Consider the following 17,451-nt stretch of genomic DNA (forward strand, 5'->3'; position numbering starts at 1 on the left):
TTCTCAGAGGACGAGGTTGAGCGCGAGGATCGGGCCGAGCGCCACCACGGAGGCGACCGAGACGCCGACCGAGACGGTCTTCAGCGCGCCACGCGTGGTCTGGCCGAGCAGCGACTGCAGCAGCCAGAAGGTGTTGCTGGTCAGGTGGACCATGAACAGCGATCCGGCGCCCGCGGACAGCGCGATCAGCACCGGGTCCAGGCCCAGCGACGGCGCGATCGGGGCGAGCAGGCCCGCCGAGGTGATCGCGGAGATCGTCACCGACCCGACCGCGATGTGCAGCACCGCGGCCATCAGCCACACCAGCAGCAGCGGCGCCCAGGTGTTGGCGGAGAAGTACTTGCCGAGGATGTCGCCGAGCCCGGCCGCGGCCAGCACCGCGGCGAGACAGCCGCCGACGCCGTTGAGCAGCAGAATCTGCCCGCTGTCCCGCAGGCCCGAGCCGAGCGCCGACTCGACCGCGGGCTGCCCCATGTACCGCCGTCCGATCAGACAGGTGCCGACCAGGCCGAGCAGCAGCGCGACCACCGGGCTGGACAGGAACGCCACCACCGGGTTGGACCACTCCAGCATCTCGGCCACCGCACCCGTCGCGATCAGCACCAGCGCGCCCAGCAGTGGGCTGAACACCACCGGCAGGGCGGGTGGCTTGCGCAGGTCGACCGCGGCCACGGTGCCCGGTCCGCCCTGCGGCCGCGCTTCCGGGGCGACGATCTCGTCGGCCATCTCGTCCTTGGCCGGGTTCCACCAGCCGCGGGCGAAGAGCACCGACATGATCGCGATCGCGACGGTCACCGTCGGGATGACCACGACGAGCCCGAACAGCAGGTACTTGCCCAGCGGCACGTGCAGCAGCCCGGCCAGTGCCAGCGCGCCGACGCCCGGCACGGTGAACACGATGCCGCACTCCAGCGCGATCGCCAGCGCCGTCGCCATGCGCGCGACGCCGCGTGGCCCGAGCCGTTTGCCGATTCCCCTGGCCAGCGGCCCGGAGATCACCAGCAGCACGTCGAGGAAGATCGACTGCAGCACGGTGGCGATGGTGAGCGCCATCGCGTAGGGGATCCGGCGTTCGCCGAACACCTTGAGCAGCTTGTCCACCAGGCGTTCGATGGCGCGCAGATCACGCAGGATCGCGCCGATGAGCACGCCGAACGCGATGAGCAGGCCGATCTCGGCCATCACGTCGCCGAAGCCTGCGGTGATCTCCTCCACCGTCTTGCTCACGCCGAGCCCGGTGGACAGCCCCAAGTAGCAGGAGCCGAGCACCAGTGCGATCACCGGGTTGAGCCGGAAGCGGACGATCAACACCACGATGGCCGCGACCGTGACCCCGGTGTTGATCAGTATTGCGGTGTCTGACATGCGGTTGTCCTGTCGCTCGTGCCTCGTTGCACTGTCGCCACATTATGAGCACAGACCCACAATGTGAGTCAATACTGATCACCGACAGTCAGAGGTAGCCGAGAAACGACAGGAATATATTGATTTTCGATAGATACCGCGCGATACTCGGCGCATGCTCGCCGTACGCTGGGTCGTCCCCCTCCTCCGGATCTTCCTCGTCGCGTTGTTCGGGATCCTGGTGCTGTTCCAGGTGATGTCCCTGCCGGGGCAGTTCGCCCACATGGCACGGGAGGACCCCGAGATGGCCTACCTCCGGTGGCCGGCCACCGCCGTCACCGTGTTCTGGGTGCTGTGCGTCCAGGTGGTGATCGTCGCGATGTGGCGGCTGCTCACCATGGTGCGCAAGGACCGCATCTTCAGCGAAGCCTCGATGCGCTGGGTGAACGTGATCGTCGGCGCGATCGCCGCCGGATGGGCCGTGCTCGTCGCGGTCTTCCTCTACGTCGGCGTCAACGCCGACGACCCCGGCCTCCCGCTGGTGCTGTTCCTGCTGGTGGTCGGGGTCGCCGTGGTCGGCCTGCTGATGGTCGTGATGCGCGCGCTGCTGCGGCAGGCCACCACGCTGCGCACCGACATGGAAGCGGTGATCTGAGTGCCGATCGTCGTGCGCATCGACGTCCAGCTCGCCAAGCGCAAGATGAGCGTCGGCGAGTTCGCCGAGCGCGTCGGGATCACCCCGGCCAATGTGGCGGTGCTGAAGAACGGCCGCGCGAAGGCGGTGCGCTTCTCCACTCTGGAGGCGATGTGCCGGGTGCTGGACTGCCAGCCCGGCGACCTGCTGGAGTGGGTGCCCGACGAGTCAGAGGTCGAGGACCAGGCGGGCACCCTTCGCCCGTGACACGCAGATCATCATCACGTCACCGGCGTCGCGCTCGTCGTCGTCGAGGACCGAGTCGCGGTGGTCGATCTCGCCGTCCAGCACGGTCGTCTCGCACGACCCGCAGATCCCCTCGGTGCACGAGGAGATCACCCGCACCCCGGCGTTCTCCACCGCTTCCAGGATCGACAGCTCCGCGGGCACGGCGACCGTCATCCCGCTGGCCCGCAGTTCGACCTCGAACTCGTGCGCCTCACCGCCGTGCTCGGCCGCGGTGAACCGTTCGACGTGCAGCGAGCCGGGCGGCCAGGCCTGGCAGCGGGTCTCGACCGCGTCGATCAGCCCGGCCGGGCCGCAGCAATAGACCACTGTGGACTCCCGCGGCGGGGCGAGGATCACGTCCAGGTCGAGCATCCCCGCCTCGTCCTCGGGTGTCACCGCGACCCGCTCGCCGTAGGACTCCAGGTCCTTGACGAACGCCATCGAGGTCCGGCTGCGGCCCCCGTAGTGCAGGGTCCAGTCCGCCCCGGCGGCCTCCGCCGCGGCCACCATCGGCAGGATCGGCGTGATGCCGACCCCGCCCGCGACGAACAGGTACCGGGGCGCGGGCAGCAGCGGGAAGTTGTTGCGCGGCCCCCGGATCCGCAGGGTCGTGCCCGGGTGCGCGTGGTCGTGGATCCACGCCGACCCGCCGCGGCTGTCCGGTTCGCGCAGCACCGCGATGCGCCAGCGGCCGTCCTCACCGCACAGCGAGTACTGCCGCACCAGGCCACCGGGCAGCACGACGTCGATGTGCGCGCCCGGATCCCACGCGGGCAGGTCCGCGCCGCCCAGCTCCAGCGACACCACCCCGTCGGACTCCACCCGGCGAGCCACGACCGCCACGTCCGCCTCGAACACCGGCTCAGGCATTGGTCTCCTGCATGCTGTAGACGGACTCGTGCCACGGGATGAAGAACCGTTTCAGGCCGTTGACCACGAAGTACAGCACCAACCCCAGCACCGACAACAGGATGATCACCGCGAACAACGCGGGCGCGTCGAGCGCGTTGAGCGTGCGCACCACCAGGTAGCCCAGCCCCTCGCTGCCGCCCAGGTACTCCCCCACGATCGTGCCGATGATGGCCAGCACGATCCCGACCTCCATGCCGGCGAACACGTACGGCAGCGTGCTCTTGAACTCCAGGTGGTTGAACGTCTGCCACCGGTTCGCGTTGAGGCTGCGCATCACGTCCCGCTGCCCCGCCTCGACCGAGCGGACGCCCAGCTGCACGTTGAGCATGATCGGGAAGAACGCCAGCATCGCGGCCATGATCACCTTCGAGGTGATGCCGAAGCCGAACCAGATCACGAACAGCGGGATCAGCGCCACCTTCGGCACCACCTGCGAGGCCACGATCAGCGGCCGCAGGCTGCGCTCCATCCACCGGACCTTGCCCAGCACCACACCGGCCGCGACCCCGGCGACCAGCGCGATCGCGAACCCGCTGATCGTCTCGATCGCGGTGACCCGCGCGTGGTACCAGGTGTCGCCGGTGGTGACCAGCTCGCCGAGGCTCGCGAACACGGTGCCCGGCCGCGGCAGCACCAGCTCCGACATGCCGTTGACGCGCACGAACACGTCCCACAGCAGGAAGAACACGACCAGGATGAGCGGCGTGCTCACCCACGGCAGCCACCTGCCGAAACGTTCCCTGTTCACCGGGGTCACTCCTGCCTGTCGAGGGCGTGCCGCAGTTCGCGCACGATCCGGCCGAACTCCGGCTCGGTCTGGACGTCGAAATCACGCGGCTTGGGGAAGTCCACCGTGCGGATCTCGCTGATGCGGCCCGGCCGCGGGCTCAGCTGCACCACCCGGTCGCCGAGGAACACCGCCTCGGTGATGTCGTGGGTGACGAACACGACGGTCGCCTTGGTGGCGAGCGCGATCCGTTGCAGCTCGGCGTTCATCCGCTCCCGGGTCAGCGCGTCCAGCGCGCCGAACGGCTCGTCCATCAGCAGCAGCTTCGGCCGCGTGGACAGCGCCCGCGCGATCGCCACGCGCTGCCGCATCCCGCCGGACAGCTCGCGCGGGTAGGACTTCTCGAACCCGGCCAGCCCCACCAGCTTCGCCAGCTCGTGGGCCCGTTCCCGGCGTTCACGCTTGCCCGCGCCACGCAGCTTCAGGGGCAGCGCGATGTTGTCGGCGACCGAGTACCACGGGAACAGGTTGGCGTCCTGGAAGACCACGCCGAGTTCGGACACCACGGAGGAGTCCACTCTGGACCCGTTCCACAGCGACCGGCCCTCCACGAGGATCTGCCCCTCGGACGGGCTCTGCAGCCCGGCGAGCGTGCGCAGCAGGGTCGTCTTGCCGCAGCCGGAGCGGCCGATCACGGACACGAACTCGCCGTCGCTGATCGTCAGCGTGATGTCGTGCAGTGCGCGGGTGGTGGCGCGTTTGGACCGGAACTCCTTGCCGACACCGGCGAGCTCCAGCTTCGGCGGTGCGGCCTGCCGCGGGGCCGCGGTGAGCGTCTCGGCGTGGTGCGCGGACATGCGTCTCCTCGCGATCAGGTGGTGGTGGCAGGCAGGAAGCTGTTGTCGAACCACCTGGCGGCGTCACCGCCCGGCTTGGCCTGGCCCGCCCTGGTCAGCTCGTCGTAGCCGGCGGTCCACGCGGCCGGGTCGGTGACCAGCAGGGGCCGCGACGGGTCCTTGCCCGTCCACAGGTCGCGCATCATGCCGAGGCTCTTGCGCGCGATCGCGTCGTCGTCGAGCGTGGCGAAGGAGTACTTGCCGCGCAGCGTCCCGATCGTCTTGCCGAAGTCCTGGTCGGCCACGTACTCCGCGACCGCGTCGCGGATCCCGGCCATGAACGCGCGCAACGTGTCGGGGTGCTTGGCGATCACGTCGGCCGTGGTGACGTAGATCTGCGAGTCGGACTTCACCACGGTGCCCGGGTCGAACACGCCCGCGTCCGCGTGCTGCGACTGCACGATGTTCGCGGTGTCGATGCTGACCACGTACCCGGCGATCCGGCCCTGCTGCACCAGGTTGAACGTGCCCGGGGTGAGCCCGGTGACCTGGCGCGGCGTGCTCTTGGGGTCCAGCCCGGAGTTGGCCAGCACCAGTGACACGATCTTGCTGCTGGTGCCGCCCTCGGAGCTGACCCCGATGGTCTTGCCGACGAAGTCCTGCGGCTTCTCCAGCGGCGCCTGCTTGCTGTAGACGACGCGCACCGCGGAACCGCGGCACAGCGTGCCGATGTTCACCAGCGGCTGGTTCGACTCGGCGACCGCGGTCATCAGGTCGATCTGCCCGAGCCGCGCGACCACGCCGACACCGGCGATCAGGGTCTGCGTGGCCTGCGGCGACCCCTTGACCTCCTGCAGCGTGACGTCCAGCCCGTGCCGCGCGAAGTGGCCGCCGGCGACGGCGAGCAGCTCCGGCGACATGGACAGGGTTTCCAGCGGCAGGATGCTCAGGAAGGTCGCCGTTCCGCTGCCGCCCCCGCCTGCCGCCGGGCCGGCGCCGCACGCGGACAACACGGCAGGCCCGGCGGCCACGGCCGCCGCGGTCAGCGCGGAACGCCTCAGGAATGCCCGCCGGGGCAACGATGGACTCGGCGATGGAGTGGACACGATGGTTCTCCTCGTTCCTCCTGCCGGCCACCACCCTGTGACCGGCTGGGGAAGAGGTTGACCCGAGCCGATCGCCCCCGTCAAGGTCCCCGGTTTCCCGCCGCCGCAGGCGAGGGTCCGGCCCCGGTTCACCGGCGGAGCAGAGTTTCCCCTGCTGGACAAGGGAAATCACGGCAGGTCGACGCGGGTCCACATGCGCCACTATCGGGCTCGCCGATGCTCTTCATCGAAACTTTCACTTTCCGCGCGGCCCGCGGCGATCTCTACCGTGGCACACCATGAGGATCGTGGTGTCCCGGCTCGACGACTTCCCGCCGGGAGAGCGCCGGATCGTGCAGGCCGGCCGGCGGTCGATCGGGGTTTTCCGGGTCGGAGACCGTTTCTACGCACTGAACAACCACTGCCCGCACCAGGGCGGCCCGCTCTGCCTCGGGGCCACCCAGCCGTGGCTGACCTCCGCCGCGCCCGGTGAGGTCCGGCAGGACGACGGCGACTCGCTCGTCGCCTGCCCCTGGCACGGCTGGGAGTACGACCTCGAAACCGGGCAGTCGTTCCTCGGGCCGGACGAACCGCCCGCCCGCACCTACGACGTGTCGGTCGAGCGCGGCAAGAACGGGCGCATCCCCGGCCCGTACGTCGCCGAGACGTACCCGGTGCACGTGGAGGACGCCTACGTGGTCGTGGACACCAGCGGCGGAGCACGCCCTGGCGACAAGGGAGGTGACCGGTGACCAGCACAGCCGTCGCCGGGCGGCCCGGCAGCGCGCCGGGCCGCACCGGCTACACCATCGTCGACACCGACATCCATCCGGCGGCCCCGGCCGCCGCCATCCGGGAGCGGCTGCCGGAGAAGCACCGCGCGCGGTGGGACCTGTTCGGCAGCCGGGTGCCGGGCCCGCCGGAGATCTACCCGCGGGTCCGCAACGCGGGCTTCCGGCTGGACTCCTGGCCCGCGGACGGGCCGCCGGGCAGCGACCTGGGGATGATCCGGGACCAGCTGCTCGACGAGTTCGGCGTCACCCACGGCATCCTGATTCCGCTGCAGAGCCACAGCTGGGGCGCCGAGGAACCGGAGTACGCGGCCGCGCTGTGCCGGGCGCTCAACGAGTGGCAGATCGACACGCTGCTCGACCCGGAACCGCGGCTGCGCGGGTCGATCGCCATCCCGATCGAGGCGCCGGACCTCGCGGCCGAGGAGATCCGGCGGCACGCCGGCGACCCGCGGTTCGTGCAGGTGCTGCTGTCCACCGGCGGGGAGCTCGGGTTCGGGCGGCGCCGGTACTGGCCGATCTACGAGGCCGCGGCCGAGGCCGGGCTGCCGGTCGCCGCGCACACCGGCGGGCTGGAGATGCACCGCGGCGCCGGGTGGCCGTCGTTCTACCTCGAAGAGCACGTGTGGAACGGCAACCTGATGGCCGCGTTCGTCACCGGGATGCTCTGCGAAGGCGTCCTGGACCGGCTGCCGGACCTGAAGGTGATCTGCGTGGAGGGCGGCATCGCCTGGGCCGCGCCGCTGATGTGGGCGCTGGACGACGCGTGGGAGCAGCTGCGCGGCGACGTGCCGCACCTGGTCAAGCCGCCGTCGGAGTACATCCGCGAGCGGTTCTGGTTCACCACGCAGCCGATCGAGGAGCCCGACGACCCGCGCGACCTCGACAAGGCGCTGGCCCACCTTTCGATGGACGAGCGGATCATGTTCGCCTCCGACTACCCGCACTGGGACTTCGACTCCCCGCGGCACGCGCCGCGCCTGTTCCCCGCGGCGCTGCGCGAAGGCGTCATGGGCGTCAACGCGTGCCGGCTCTACGGTCTGCCGGAGGCCTCATGACCGCCGCGGTCGGCACCACCCGCATCGACGCCGAGATCCACTGTGGACCGTCGTCGCTGAACGACCTGGTGCCCTACCTGGAACCCTACTGGCGCGGCTACGTGCTGGAGGGCGGGCTGATGCTGTCCCCGCACCAGGGCGGCGCCTATCCCCCGGCGGCGCCCACCAGCGCCACCCCGGCCGCGCGGGCCGCGGGCCTGACCCCCGCCCACGACGCGGCGGCGGTGCGGGCCGGCCTGCTCGACGGGCTGCGGGCGGCGATCCTGGTGTGCACGACGTCGTTCCACTGCAACCGCAACCCCTACTACGAAGCGGCGCTCACCCGCGCTGTCAACGACTGGCTGATCGAGGAGTGGTTGAGCACCGACGACCGCCTGCGCGCCAGCATGGTGGTGCCGACGCTGGACGCCGAAGCCGCCGTCGCCGAGATCGAACGGATCGGCGACCACCCCGGGATCGTGCAGGTGCTGCTGCCGGTGCGCACGGACGCGCCGTGGGGCAACAAGCGGCACCGGCCGATCCTGCGGGCCGCCGCCGAACGCGGCCTGGTGGTCGGCCTGCACGCGTGGGGCCGGATCGGGAACGCGCCCACCAGCACCGGCCTGACCCACACCTACCTCGAGGACTACGTGGGCAACTCGCAGATGCTCGTGCAGGCCCAGCTCACCAGCCTGGTCGCCGAAGGTGTCTTCGCGGAACTGCCGGAACTGCGGGTCGCCCTGCTGGAGTGCGGGTTCTCCTGGCTGCCCGCGCTGCTGTGGCGGTTCGACAAGGACTGGAAGGGCGTGTGGCGCGAGGTGCCGTGGCTGGGCGCGAAACCGTCTGAGGTGGTGGCGCGGCACATCCGGCTGACCACCGCGCCCGCGCAGCTGCCGCGGGACCCCGCGCAGGTGCGGGAGGTGCTGGACATGGTCGGCGCCGGCTCGATGCTGATGCACGCCAGCGACCACCCGCACGACCACGGCGGCAGCGGGCAGCGGCTGCTCGACGCGCTGACCCCGGCCGAGGCGGAGTCGGTGCTCGCCGGCAACGCCGCGGCCTGGTACGGGATCTGACCGTGTTCGACGGGTTCACCTGCCAGGACGTGGCGACGCCCGCGGGCGGGCGCGTCCGGGTGCGCGTCGGCGGCAGCGGCCCGCCGGTGCTGTTGCTGCACGGCTACCCGCAGACCTCGGCCATGTGGCACCTGGTCGCGCCCGAGCTGGCCCGGGACCACACGGTGGTCGCCGCGGACCTGCCCGGTTACGGGGACAGCGTGGCGCCGGGCGACGAGGTGGCGGCGTTCGGCAAGCGGGCGATGGCGCGCGAGCTGGTCTCGGTGATGGGCCGGCTCGGGTTCCGCCGCTTCGCCGTCGCCGGGCACGACCGGGGTGGGCGCTGCGCCTACCGGCTCGCGCTCGACCACCCGGACGCGGTGACCGCGCTGGCCGTGCTGGACATCCTGCCCACGGCCGACGTGCTGGCCACGGTGGACGCGGAGTTCGCCAGGTCGGCGTGGCACTGGTTCTTCCTCGCCCAGCCGGGTGACCTGCCGGAGCGGCTGATCGCGGCCGACCCGGACGCGTTCTTCCTGCGCGGCGCGGACGGGATCTTCGGCGAGGCCGCGCTGCGCGCCTACCGGGCGGCCTACCGGCGGCCGTCGGTCGTGCACGCGATGTGCCAGGACTACCGCGCGGGCGCCACGGTGGACCGGGCCGACGACGAAGCCGACCGGGGCCGCCGGCGGATCGCCTGCCCCACGCTGGTGCTGTGGGGCGCGGCCGGACCACTCGGGAGGACCGATGACGTGCTCGCCGTGTGGCGGCCGTGGGCCCCGCGGCTCACCGGGCTGGCGCTGGACTGCGGCCACTACCTCGCCGAGGAGCGTCCCGCCGAGACCGCCGGGGCGTTGCGGGAGTTCCTTTCCGCCACACGACAAGATCCTTGACACCCGATCTCGCCCGGCTGCTAATGGATCCATGGGTTCGGCCGTCCGCAAGGTGACACGACGCCCGTTGTCGTTGGCGAGTCTGGACCTGAACCTCCTGGTGTTCCTGCGTGAACTGCTGCGCGAGCGCAACGTGACCCGCGCGGCCGAGCGGGTGGGCGTGAGCCAGCCGACGGCCAGCGCGGCGCTGTCCCGGCTGCGCCGCCACTTCGACGACCAGCTGCTGATCCGGTCCCGCGGCTCGTACGTGCTGTCCCCGCTTGCGGCGCAGCTGGCCGGCCAGGTTGAGCCGTTGTGCGCCAGCCTGGAGCGGTTGTTCGCCACCACGCCGGGGTTCGACCCGGAGTCCTCGGAGCGCGAGTTCACCCTGCTGATGCCGGACTACGTGCTCGCCGCCTACGGGGAGCAGCTGTCGGCGGCGATGTACGCCGCGGGGCCGAACATCCGGATGCACGTGCGGGTGGTGCGGGAGCGGCTGCCCGCCGACATCCCGGAGGCGCTTCGGGTCATCGACGCGATGATCTGCGCCGCCAAGCCCGAGCTGCACGCGCCCGGGATCAACTCGCTGGAGCTGTTCCGGGACCGCTGGGTGTGCGTGGTGTCGGCCGACAACCCGGTCGGCGACCGGCTGGAGCTGTCCGACCTGGAGCGGCTGCCGTGGGTGGTGCCGCACCACCCGGACGGCGGTTATCCGGCCACGTCGCCGCTGGGGCCGCTGATGGCGAAGCTGTCCACGCGCCCGCGGGTGGCGGTGCGGGTGGACAGCTACCAGGCGACGCCGTACTTCATCGCCGGGACCGACCGGATCGCGGTCATGCAGCGGCGGCTGACGCGTTACCTGGCAGGCCGGTCGGACCTGCGGATCCTGGAGTGCCCCGGCGACCCGCCGCCCATCGTGGAGATCATGTGGTGGGACGAGCGCAAGGAACACGACGAGGCGCACCGCTGGCTGCGGCAGGTGGCCCGGCAGGCGGCGCTGCGGTCGGCGGGGCTGTGAGCGGCCGGCCGCGACCAGCCGAGCGGCTCGTCTTCTTCTCCGACGCCGTGGTCGCGATCGCGATGACGCTCCTGGTGCTTCCCCTCGTCGACTCGGTGCCCGGATTGCTGGACGACGGGCGGCCCGCGGCCGCGGCGATCAGCGAGAACGGCTGGGAGATCACCAGCTTCCTGCTCACCTTCGTGGTGATCGCCCGCCAGTGGCTGAGCCACCACCACCTGTTCGAGCAGATCCGGTACGTCGACGTGGTCCTGATGTGGCTGAACATCGCGTGGCTGCTGACCGTCGCGGTGCTGCCGTTCCCGACCGAACTGACCGGCGCCTACGGCGCGGACCGGTTCGCGGTGTTGTTCTACATCGGCACGGTGCTGGCCAACACGCTGTGCCTCACGGCGATGACGCTGTACGTCCGGCGCACCCGCGGCCTGGCCCACGACGCCTCGGTGATCGACGGGCGCTGGGTGTTCGGCTCGGTGGGCGCCTCCGTCGCCCTGGTCCTGGCGTTCGCGCTGTCCGCGCTGGTGCCCGCCGCCGGCTACTACTCGCTGCTGCTGTTGTTCGTCCCGCCGCAGCTGGCCCGGTTCCGCTACCGCTGAGCCTCGTGCCGGCGCGCCGCGGCGACCACCACGTCGGCCCGCGCGACCTCGGCCGCATCAGGATCCCGTCCACGCCGGGATCCTCTGGCCGGCTTCCGGATCGCGGCGGCCCGTTTCCCGCACCCGGCCGCGTGCGGCGCGCGATCCCGGTCCGGCGCGACAGACGCCTCAGGCGGACGGCTGGCGGGCCGGGTAGTCGTCGTGCCAGTGCCACCACTCGTAGGGCGGCGTCTGCGGATAGTCCTCCGGCGAGTCCTCCCACGTCTCCTGCCTGCCCAGCGCCGTGATGTCGAGGTAGCTCCAGGTGCCGCCCATCGCCTCGTCGCCGCGGTTGTTGACGAAGTAGGTGCGGAACACGCGGTCGCCGTCGCGGATGAAGGCGTTGGTGCCGTGGTATTCGGCCACCCCGAAGTCGGCGTCGAAGTCGTCCAGGATGGTGTACCAGGGCATCGTCCAGCCCATCCGCGCCTTGACCCGCGCGATGTCGGGCTGCGGCGCGCGCGAGGCGAACACCAGCGTGGTGTCGCGGGCGTTCAGGTGGGCGAGGTGCGCGACCTGGTCGGCCACCATCGAGCAGCCGACGCAGGCGTGGTCGGGCCAGCCGTGCACGCCGGGTTCGAGGAACGCCCGGTAGACGATCAGCTGGCGGCGCCCGTCGAACAGGCCGAGCAGGTCCACCGGCCCGTCCGGGCCGTCGAACCGGTAGTCCCGGTCCACTTCGGTCCACGGCATGCGACGGCGCGCGGCGGCCATCGCGTCCTTGGCGCGGGTCAGCTCCTTCTCCTTGACCAGGAGCTCCTCCCACGCGGCCTGCCACTCCTGTCGCGAGACGATCGGGGGTGTCCTCATCGGGTTCTCCACCTTCCACTTCGGATGATCACGCTGTGCCGCCAAGGTGGTCGCGCAGTTTCGCGAGCGGGTTGTCCCAGTCTCGGGCGAGCGCGGCCAGGAACTGTTGCGCCACCTGCATCGGGGCCGTCCGGACGCGGTAGCGGACCCGCCGCCGCTCGCCCGGCTCGGCCGTGACGAGCCCGGCCTCGGCGAGCAGGGCGAGGTGCTTGGCGACACCCTGCCGGGTGATCGGCAGGCGGCCGGCGAGGTCGGTGGCCGTGGCCGGGCCCTGCGCGGCCAGCTCGGCCAGGATCGCCCGCCGCGTCGGATCGGCCAGCGCGGCGAAGACCTGCTCGGCGACGGCCTCGGCATCACGCTGCATCGAGGTAGCCGGCCAGATCGTCCAGTTCCCGCGCCCAGCCCCCGGTGTTGCCGCCGAACGCCTCACGGTGCGTGTCGTCCGGCAGCTGGGCGAACCCGGTCTCCACGACGGTGAGCCGCGTGCCTTCGCCGTCCGGTTCGAGGGTGAACTCCACGTAGGTCCGGCGCGGGTCGTCGTCGGGCAGGCCGTAGATCCGCCAGGTGAAGCCGAAGACACGCGGCTCCTCGACCCGCTCGACGCGCAGGTACTGGCGGAAACCGTTGTCCCACTTCAGCTCCCCCGCGCCACCGGGCCGCAGGTCGATCGACGCCTCCTGGCCGAACCAGGTGCCGAGCCCCTCGGCGGTGGTGAGCGCGGCCCACACCTTTGACGGCGGGTGGCCGAGCTCGACGACGCGCTCGATCCGGTCCGGGAACGCCATGACGCCTCCTGTGTCGCAACTGCTTGGTTGCCACACTATGGCAACCAAGCAGTTGCGTCAACCGTTCCGCCGGATCCCCTGGTTCGGCCGTCCCGCGTAACGACGCCGGTCACGCCCGGTAGCCTGGCCGGGTGGCAGAGTCCTTCACGCTCGGGTACGTGCCCGGGGTGACGCCCGGCAAGTGGGTGCGGATCTGGGCGGAGCGCAGCCCCGGCGTCCCGCTGGAGCTGGTGCAGGTCACCGCCGCGGAGGCGGCCGGACGGGTCCGCGACCGCGAGCTCGACGCTGTGCTGCTGCGCCTGCCCACCGACCGCGACGGCCTGCACGCCATCCCCCTCTACACCGAGACGACGGTCGTGGTCGTGCCGAAGGACCACCTGGTGGCCGCCGCGGACGAGATCACCGCCGACGACCTCGCCGACGAGCTGGTGCTGCACCCGCTCGACGACACCCTGGACTGGGCGCACCCGCCCGGCAAGCCGGCCCTCGAGCGCCCCGCCACCACCGGCGACGCGATCGAACTCGTCGCGGCCGGCGTCGGGGTGCTGGTGGTGCCCCAGTCGCTCGCGCGGCTGCACCACCGGCGGGACCTGACGTACCGGCCGGTCACCGGCGTCCCCCAGTCGCGGGTCGCGCTGTCCTGGCCGGAGGACGAGACGACCGAGGAGATGGAGCTGTTCATCGGCATCGTCCGCGGCCGCACGGTCAACAGCACCCGCGGACGGCCGCCCGCGCCGAAGCAGTCCAAGGCGAAGCGCCCGGCGGAGGAGCGCAAGCCGGCGCAGCGCCGGAACCAGCCGCGCCGCCCCACCCGGCGCGGCAAACCCAAACGGCGGTGATACTGGCACATGGCCTACGACCACGAACTCGCCGACCGCGTCCGGGAACTGCTGTCCGGTGTGGACGGTGTGCGGGAGAAGCGGATGTTCGGCGGGCTGGCGTTCCTCGTCCACGGCAACATGGCCGTCGCGGCCAGTTCGGAAGGCGGCCTGCTGGTGCGCGTCGAGCCGGACGAGGGTGAGCGCCTCCTCGGCGAGGGCGTCCAGCCGATGGTGATGCGCGGCCGCGAGATGCGCGGATGGCTCCGGGTGGACGCCGCCGTCGTCGGCACCGCGCCGCGGCTGCGCGAGTGGGTGACGCGGGGCGTGTCCTACGCGGCCGCGCTGCCCGCCAAGGACTGAATCAACCCGGCGCACTTCCCACCAGAGACTCGACCAGCGCCGCCACCTCCACCGGCGCCGAATGGTTCAGCGCGTGCGCGTGGCCGGGGACCTCCACGTACCGGCCGGCGGGCAGTCGCGCCGCCATCTGCCGCGCCCACGCCCGGGACGCGATCGGGTCCCGGCTGCCGCGCACGACCACCGCCGGGGTGGTCACGTGCGGCAGCTTCGCCTCGACGGGGTCGTCACGCAGGTGCCGGGCGGTGGCGACCAGCCGCCGCGGTCCGCACACCAGGTAGTCCCACGCGAGCACGACCAGCAGCGACGGCCGTTCCCGCGGCGCGTCGGCGACGAGCCTGCCGAGCTGGCGCACCAGCGACGGCGCCGTCCGGTCGGTGCTCGGGCCGATCAGCACCACCGGGCCGAGCAGCTCCGGCGCGTGCACGGCCAGGTCCACCACGATCTGGCACCCCGCCGAGTTCGCCACCAGGACCGAGCCGCCCCGGCCGGTCTCGCGCAACCACTCCGCCAGCGCCGTCGACAACCCGCGCACGTCCAGCGCCTGGCGCGGCCCCGGCGTGCGGCCGAAACCCGGCAGGTCCGGCGCGCTCACCCGCAGGCGCTCCCCGAGCGTGCGCGCCAGCGGCCGGAAGTACCGGTGCGAGCAGCCCAGCCCGTGCACGCACACCACCTCCGGCGCGCGCGCCGGCCCGGTCACCTCTGCGTGGATCCGGGTGCCGGCCGCGCCGATGAACTGGTGCGTGATCACCGGGGACGGGTACCGCCACCCGCACGCCCCGAAACTGTCGGTGCCACGTGAGACGCTCCGCGGGTGGACATCCTCTTCGACGCGGAGCTCTGGGTGTGGGACGCGCGGCGCGCCGACACCTGGACGTTCGTGAGCCTGCCCGCCGACGCCTCGGACGAGATCAGCGACCTCACCGAGGGCAGCCGCCCGGGCTTCGGGTCCGTGCGGGTGCGCGCCCGGGTCGGCGCGACCACGTGGACGACCTCGGTCTTCCCGGACAAGGCGCGCGGCTGCTACGTGCTGCCGGTCAAACGCGCCGTCCGGGAAGCCGAGGGCCTGCACCCGGGCGACACCACGGCCGTCACCCTCGAAGTCCTCACGAGGCCGGCGTGAACTTCTCCCGGTGGATCCGCCGCGGCGACATGCGGCGCCGTTTGAACGCCTTGACCCCGGCCTCCACCATCGCCGGCGGGCCGCACAGCCACCCGGACCAGCCACGTCCACTGGGAACGTCCTCGACGAACGCGTCGGTCGGGAAACCGCTGCGGTACGCCGGATCCGGCTCGTCCGACAGCACGGGCACGAACCGGAAACCCGGGTGCTGCTCCGCGATCTCGGCGAACCGGCCGAGGTCGTACAGGTCCGCCACGCCGCGCACCCCGTGGTACAGCAGCACCTCGCGCGAGGGGTGCCGGGCCAGCGCGGTGCGGGCGATGCCGACCAGCGGCGCCAGCCCGGTGCCGCCGCCGATGAGCACCATCGGGCCGCCGTCGTCCTCCTCCGGCGGCGGCAGGCGGAAGTCGCCCAGCGGGCCGGACGCCTCGACCCGGTCGCCGGCGGCGAGCCCGTCGAAGAGCCAGCCGTCGGTGGCGATCCCGCCGGGCACGCGCCGGACGTGCAGCTCCAGCACCTTGTCCTCGTCGGCCGTGTTGGCCAGCGAGTACTGCCGGCGCGCGCCGGAGCCGGGCACGACCAGCTCCACGTACTGCCCGGCCTCGAACGCCAGCGGCTCGGCCAGGCCCAGCAGCACCCGGCGGGTGTCCCGCGCGATGTCGGCGACCTCCAGCACCGTGGCCGTCAGGTCGCGCAGCGGGTGCGTGACGCGCCCGGCGTCGGCGGTGCTGCGCACCTCCGTGTCGGCGAGCGGCCGGGCCTGGCAGGCGAGCGCCAGTCCGGCCGCGCGTTCCTCGGCGCTGAGGGTGTCCTCCGGCGCGGCGCCGTGGTCGACCTCGCCGGAGAGCACCTGGAGCTTGCAGGTGCCGCAGGTGCCCTGGTTGCACGAGTTGGGCATCCACACCCCGCCGCGCAGGAACGCCTCGAGCAGGGTCTGGCCGGGCTCGCAGTCGACCCGCCTGCCCCCGACGCTGACCGCGAACGTCACCTCACACCTCCCAGGTGACGTGCAGCGAGGTGGGGCCGCGGAAGCCCCAGCCCCAGAACTCGACGCCCTCGCGGGTGTCGCGCTCCAGGTTCGGGATGGCCTCGAACAGCTCCTCCAGCGCGATGCGCATGACGTGGTTGGCGAAGTAGATGCCCGCGCACGCGTGGTTGCCCGCGCCGAAGGCGAGGTGCGGCAGCGGCGGGCGGTGCAGGTCGTACTGCGAGGGCGCCTCGTACTTGCCGGTGTCGTGGTTGGCCGAGCCGTAGGACAGCATCACCGGGGTGCCTGCGGGGAGGTCGACGCCGGCGATGGTCACCGGTTTGGTGGAGATGCGGGCGGTGGCCGACCAGATCGGCGAGGTCCACCGCAGGCCCTCCGCGATCGCCCGCGGGATCAGCGTGGGGTCGTCGACGACCTCTTCCAGCTGCTCGGGCCTGCTGAACAGGCCGACCAGGGTGGACGCCATGCCGTGGCCGGGCTCCTGCATCGCGCCGAGCAGGTACACGTAGATCGTCGGGTAGATGTACTCGCGGTCGCGGGTCTGGCCGGGCGGCATGCCGTCGTGCAGCCAGTGCGAGATGGCGCTGTCGTCGGGGTGCTCGATCCACCTGTCGATCAGCGGGTCGACCACGGCGCGGATCTCGGCCTTGGCCTGGTCGCCCTCGGCGAAGCCCTCGGGGTTGGCGAACTCGCCGTTCTCGTCGACGGCGGCGTTGGTGAAGGAGCGGTTCAGCTTGGCGAACCACTCGCGCAGCTTGTCCGAGTCGACCTCCTGCAGGCCGAGCAGGTCGCCGAGCGAGCGGACGCTGACCGGCTCGCAGTACTGCGCCACCAGTTCGGCGTGCCCGTCGTTCTCGAACCGCTCCAGGTAGCGGCGCGCGATGGGCCGCACCAGGTCGTCGATCCAGCGGTCCACCTCGGCGGGCTGCAGGGCGGGCTCGACCATGGAGCGCAGGTCGGCGTGGATGTCGCCGTTGACGCCGATGATCGCCGGGTGCCCGAAGGTGCGGCCGCCGGCCGGGGTGATTACGGCCTCGAAGTCCGGGCTGGTCGCGACCTCGCGGCAGACCTCGGCGGTCGAGGCGACGTAGGACCCCAGAACCGGCACGAAGGCCAGCGGCGCCTCCGCGCGCAGCCGCTCGTACACCTCGTACGGGTTGCGCTCGAGCTGGGTCATGGTGACCTCGTCGAGCCAGGCGAGATCGGGCCGTTCGGTCGTCGTCATCGCGGTGTCCTCCCACGTCGTTGTCCGGGATGACACGGGAGGCTAGGCAGCCCTGACCTGCGGCGCGACACGCTTCGCGCGGTCCCGGCACGGATCGCGCGGCCAGTT

The 17,451-nt window shown here is 71.9% G+C and carries 22 protein-coding genes; 11 read left to right on the forward strand and 11 right to left on the reverse strand.

What is annotated here, in order from left to right; genetic code table 11:
- Positions 1-3: 3 nt before the first annotated feature.
- Complete coding sequence (locus tag AMYTH_RS0109165; protein ID WP_027930062.1) at positions 4-1,365, reverse strand: GntP family permease; 1,362 nt, start codon at positions 1,363-1,365, stop codon at positions 4-6.
- A gap of 154 nt (positions 1,366-1,519) precedes the next feature.
- On the opposite strand from AMYTH_RS0109165, the gene AMYTH_RS0109170 reads away from it, so the two are divergent.
- The gene (locus tag AMYTH_RS0109170) at positions 1,520-1,999 is read left to right on the forward strand and encodes a DUF2975 domain-containing protein (protein WP_027930063.1); all 480 of its coding nucleotides are present in this window, start codon (positions 1,520-1,522) and stop codon (positions 1,997-1,999) included.
- Complete coding sequence (locus tag AMYTH_RS0109175) at positions 2,000-2,245, forward strand: helix-turn-helix domain-containing protein (RefSeq protein WP_027930064.1); 246 nt, start codon at positions 2,000-2,002, stop codon at positions 2,243-2,245.
- On the opposite strand, the gene AMYTH_RS0109180 is transcribed toward AMYTH_RS0109175, so the two are convergent.
- From AMYTH_RS0109180 to AMYTH_RS0109195, 4 genes are read right to left on the reverse strand one after another with little or no spacing between them, the layout of a single operon-like run.
- Entirely contained in the window at positions 2,207-3,136 is a 930-nt protein-coding gene (locus AMYTH_RS0109180) for a PDR/VanB family oxidoreductase (protein WP_027930065.1), read from the reverse strand. The two genes, AMYTH_RS0109175 and AMYTH_RS0109180, sit on opposite strands and share 39 nt — an antisense overlap.
- Complete coding sequence (locus AMYTH_RS0109185) at positions 3,129-3,926, reverse strand: ABC transporter permease (protein WP_027930066.1); 798 nt, start codon at positions 3,924-3,926, stop codon at positions 3,129-3,131. Before AMYTH_RS0109185 ends, AMYTH_RS0109180 begins: the two co-directional genes overlap by 8 nt.
- 5 nt (positions 3,927-3,931) lie before the next feature.
- A complete protein-coding gene (locus tag AMYTH_RS0109190) occupies positions 3,932-4,762 on the reverse strand; it encodes an ABC transporter ATP-binding protein (RefSeq protein ID WP_027930067.1) in 831 nt (276 codons plus the stop codon).
- Positions 4,763-4,776: 14 nt separating this feature from the next.
- Positions 4,777-5,847 carry an ABC transporter substrate-binding protein gene (locus AMYTH_RS0109195; protein ID WP_026153163.1) on the reverse strand — a complete coding sequence of 357 codons (1,071 nt, stop codon included), beginning with the start codon at positions 5,845-5,847 and terminating at the stop codon, positions 4,777-4,779.
- A gap of 278 nt (positions 5,848-6,125) precedes the next feature.
- On the opposite strand from AMYTH_RS0109195, the gene AMYTH_RS0109200 reads away from it, so the two are divergent.
- The 6 genes from AMYTH_RS0109200 (at position 6,126) to AMYTH_RS0109225 (ending at position 11,195) form a co-directional block, all read left to right on the forward strand.
- Positions 6,126-6,578 carry a Rieske (2Fe-2S) protein gene (locus AMYTH_RS0109200; protein ID WP_017982743.1) on the forward strand — a complete coding sequence of 151 codons (453 nt, stop codon included), beginning with the start codon at positions 6,126-6,128 and terminating at the stop codon, positions 6,576-6,578.
- The gene (locus AMYTH_RS0109205; RefSeq protein ID WP_027930068.1) at positions 6,575-7,675 is read left to right on the forward strand and encodes an amidohydrolase family protein; all 1,101 of its coding nucleotides are present in this window, start codon (positions 6,575-6,577) and stop codon (positions 7,673-7,675) included. Before AMYTH_RS0109200 ends, AMYTH_RS0109205 begins: the two co-directional genes overlap by 4 nt.
- Positions 7,672-8,730: an amidohydrolase family protein gene (locus AMYTH_RS0109210; RefSeq protein WP_027930069.1), complete on the forward strand. Its 1,059-nt coding sequence runs from the start codon at positions 7,672-7,674 to the stop codon at positions 8,728-8,730. The genes AMYTH_RS0109205 and AMYTH_RS0109210 overlap by 4 nt, the downstream gene beginning before the upstream one ends.
- Before the next feature lie 2 nt (positions 8,731-8,732).
- Positions 8,733-9,602: an alpha/beta fold hydrolase gene (locus AMYTH_RS0109215; protein ID WP_027930070.1), complete on the forward strand. Its 870-nt coding sequence runs from the start codon at positions 8,733-8,735 to the stop codon at positions 9,600-9,602.
- A 67-nt stretch (positions 9,603-9,669) separates the two neighbouring features.
- The gene (locus AMYTH_RS44380; RefSeq protein WP_228684665.1) at positions 9,670-10,599 is read left to right on the forward strand and encodes a LysR family transcriptional regulator; all 930 of its coding nucleotides are present in this window, start codon (positions 9,670-9,672) and stop codon (positions 10,597-10,599) included.
- Positions 10,596-11,195 (forward strand): TMEM175 family protein, encoded by a 600-nt coding sequence (locus tag AMYTH_RS0109225; RefSeq protein WP_027930071.1) that lies wholly within the window; start codon positions 10,596-10,598, stop codon positions 11,193-11,195. The genes AMYTH_RS44380 and AMYTH_RS0109225 overlap by 4 nt, the downstream gene beginning before the upstream one ends.
- Positions 11,196-11,363: 168 nt before the next feature.
- On the opposite strand, the gene AMYTH_RS0109230 is transcribed toward AMYTH_RS0109225, so the two are convergent.
- Genes AMYTH_RS0109230 through AMYTH_RS0109240 form a run of 3 tightly spaced genes read right to left on the reverse strand, consistent with a single transcriptional unit; the run spans position 11,364 to position 12,829 of the window.
- Entirely contained in the window at positions 11,364-12,044 is a 681-nt protein-coding gene (locus AMYTH_RS0109230; RefSeq protein WP_027930072.1) for a DUF899 domain-containing protein, read from the reverse strand.
- Positions 12,045-12,072: 28 nt separating this feature from the next.
- A complete protein-coding gene (locus AMYTH_RS0109235) occupies positions 12,073-12,408 on the reverse strand; it encodes an ArsR/SmtB family transcription factor (RefSeq protein WP_027930073.1) in 336 nt (111 codons plus the stop codon).
- Complete coding sequence (locus tag AMYTH_RS0109240) at positions 12,398-12,829, reverse strand: SRPBCC domain-containing protein (protein ID WP_027930074.1); 432 nt, start codon at positions 12,827-12,829, stop codon at positions 12,398-12,400. Before AMYTH_RS0109240 ends, AMYTH_RS0109235 begins: the two co-directional genes overlap by 11 nt.
- A gap of 131 nt (positions 12,830-12,960) precedes the next feature.
- Here AMYTH_RS0109240 and AMYTH_RS0109245 point away from each other — a divergent pair, with 131 nt between their 5' ends.
- Positions 12,961-13,668: a LysR substrate-binding domain-containing protein gene (locus AMYTH_RS0109245; protein ID WP_027930075.1), complete on the forward strand. Its 708-nt coding sequence runs from the start codon at positions 12,961-12,963 to the stop codon at positions 13,666-13,668.
- Between the two features lie 9 nt (positions 13,669-13,677).
- The gene (locus AMYTH_RS0109250) at positions 13,678-14,010 is read left to right on the forward strand and encodes a TfoX/Sxy family protein (RefSeq protein WP_027930076.1); all 333 of its coding nucleotides are present in this window, start codon (positions 13,678-13,680) and stop codon (positions 14,008-14,010) included.
- A 1-nt stretch (position 14,011) separates the two neighbouring features.
- Here the strand turns inward: AMYTH_RS0109250 and AMYTH_RS0109255 are convergent, their stop codons facing one another.
- A complete protein-coding gene (locus AMYTH_RS0109255) occupies positions 14,012-14,758 on the reverse strand; it encodes an alpha/beta fold hydrolase (RefSeq protein WP_027930077.1) in 747 nt (248 codons plus the stop codon).
- Between the two features lie 63 nt (positions 14,759-14,821).
- On the opposite strand from AMYTH_RS0109255, the gene AMYTH_RS0109260 reads away from it, so the two are divergent.
- Complete coding sequence (locus AMYTH_RS0109260; RefSeq protein WP_027930078.1) at positions 14,822-15,130, forward strand: DUF1905 domain-containing protein; 309 nt, start codon at positions 14,822-14,824, stop codon at positions 15,128-15,130.
- Here the strand turns inward: AMYTH_RS0109260 and AMYTH_RS0109265 are convergent.
- Together AMYTH_RS0109265 and AMYTH_RS0109270 are read right to left on the reverse strand one after the other, a co-directional pair.
- On the reverse strand, positions 15,114-16,118 hold the full coding sequence (locus AMYTH_RS0109265; protein WP_027930079.1) for a 2Fe-2S iron-sulfur cluster-binding protein: 1,005 nt from the start codon (positions 16,116-16,118) through the stop codon (positions 15,114-15,116). The genes AMYTH_RS0109260 and AMYTH_RS0109265 overlap by 17 nt on opposite strands.
- 1 nt (position 16,119) lies before the next feature.
- Positions 16,120-17,343 (reverse strand): cytochrome P450, encoded by a 1,224-nt coding sequence (locus tag AMYTH_RS0109270; RefSeq protein ID WP_027930080.1) that lies wholly within the window; start codon positions 17,341-17,343, stop codon positions 16,120-16,122.
- Between the last annotated feature and the right edge of the window lie 108 nt (positions 17,344-17,451).

Origin of the sequence: Amycolatopsis thermoflava N1165, assembly GCF_000473265.1 — a bacterium.
In the GTDB taxonomy this organism is placed as follows: Bacteria; Actinomycetota; Actinomycetes; order Mycobacteriales; family Pseudonocardiaceae; genus Amycolatopsis_E; species Amycolatopsis_E thermoflava.

Bases quoted from the DNA above. Each gene is read 5' to 3' on its own strand.
- AMYTH_RS0109235 (WP_027930073.1), bottom strand. From the start codon at position 12,408: ATGCAGCGTGATGCCGAGGCCGTCGCCGAGCAGGTCTTCGCCGCGCTG.
- AMYTH_RS0109180 (WP_027930065.1), bottom strand. From the start codon at position 3,136: ATGCCTGAGCCGGTGTTCGAGGCGGACGTGGCGGTCGTGGCTCGCCGG.
- AMYTH_RS0109210 (WP_027930069.1), top strand. From the start codon at position 7,672: ATGACCGCCGCGGTCGGCACCACCCGCATCGACGCCGAGATCCACTGT.
- AMYTH_RS0109200 (WP_017982743.1), top strand. From the start codon at position 6,126: ATGAGGATCGTGGTGTCCCGGCTCGACGACTTCCCGCCGGGAGAGCGC.
- AMYTH_RS0109240 (WP_027930074.1), bottom strand. From the start codon at position 12,829: ATGGCGTTCCCGGACCGGATCGAGCGCGTCGTCGAGCTCGGCCACCCG.
- AMYTH_RS0109270 (WP_027930080.1), bottom strand. From the start codon at position 17,343: ATGACGACGACCGAACGGCCCGATCTCGCCTGGCTCGACGAGGTCACC.
- AMYTH_RS0109190 (WP_027930067.1), bottom strand. From the start codon at position 4,762: ATGTCCGCGCACCACGCCGAGACGCTCACCGCGGCCCCGCGGCAGGCC.
- AMYTH_RS0109230 (WP_027930072.1), bottom strand. From the start codon at position 12,044: ATGAGGACACCCCCGATCGTCTCGCGACAGGAGTGGCAGGCCGCGTGG.
- AMYTH_RS0109165 (WP_027930062.1), bottom strand. From the start codon at position 1,365: ATGTCAGACACCGCAATACTGATCAACACCGGGGTCACGGTCGCGGCC.
- AMYTH_RS0109170 (WP_027930063.1), top strand. From the start codon at position 1,520: ATGCTCGCCGTACGCTGGGTCGTCCCCCTCCTCCGGATCTTCCTCGTC.
- AMYTH_RS0109250 (WP_027930076.1), top strand. From the start codon at position 13,678: ATGGCCTACGACCACGAACTCGCCGACCGCGTCCGGGAACTGCTGTCC.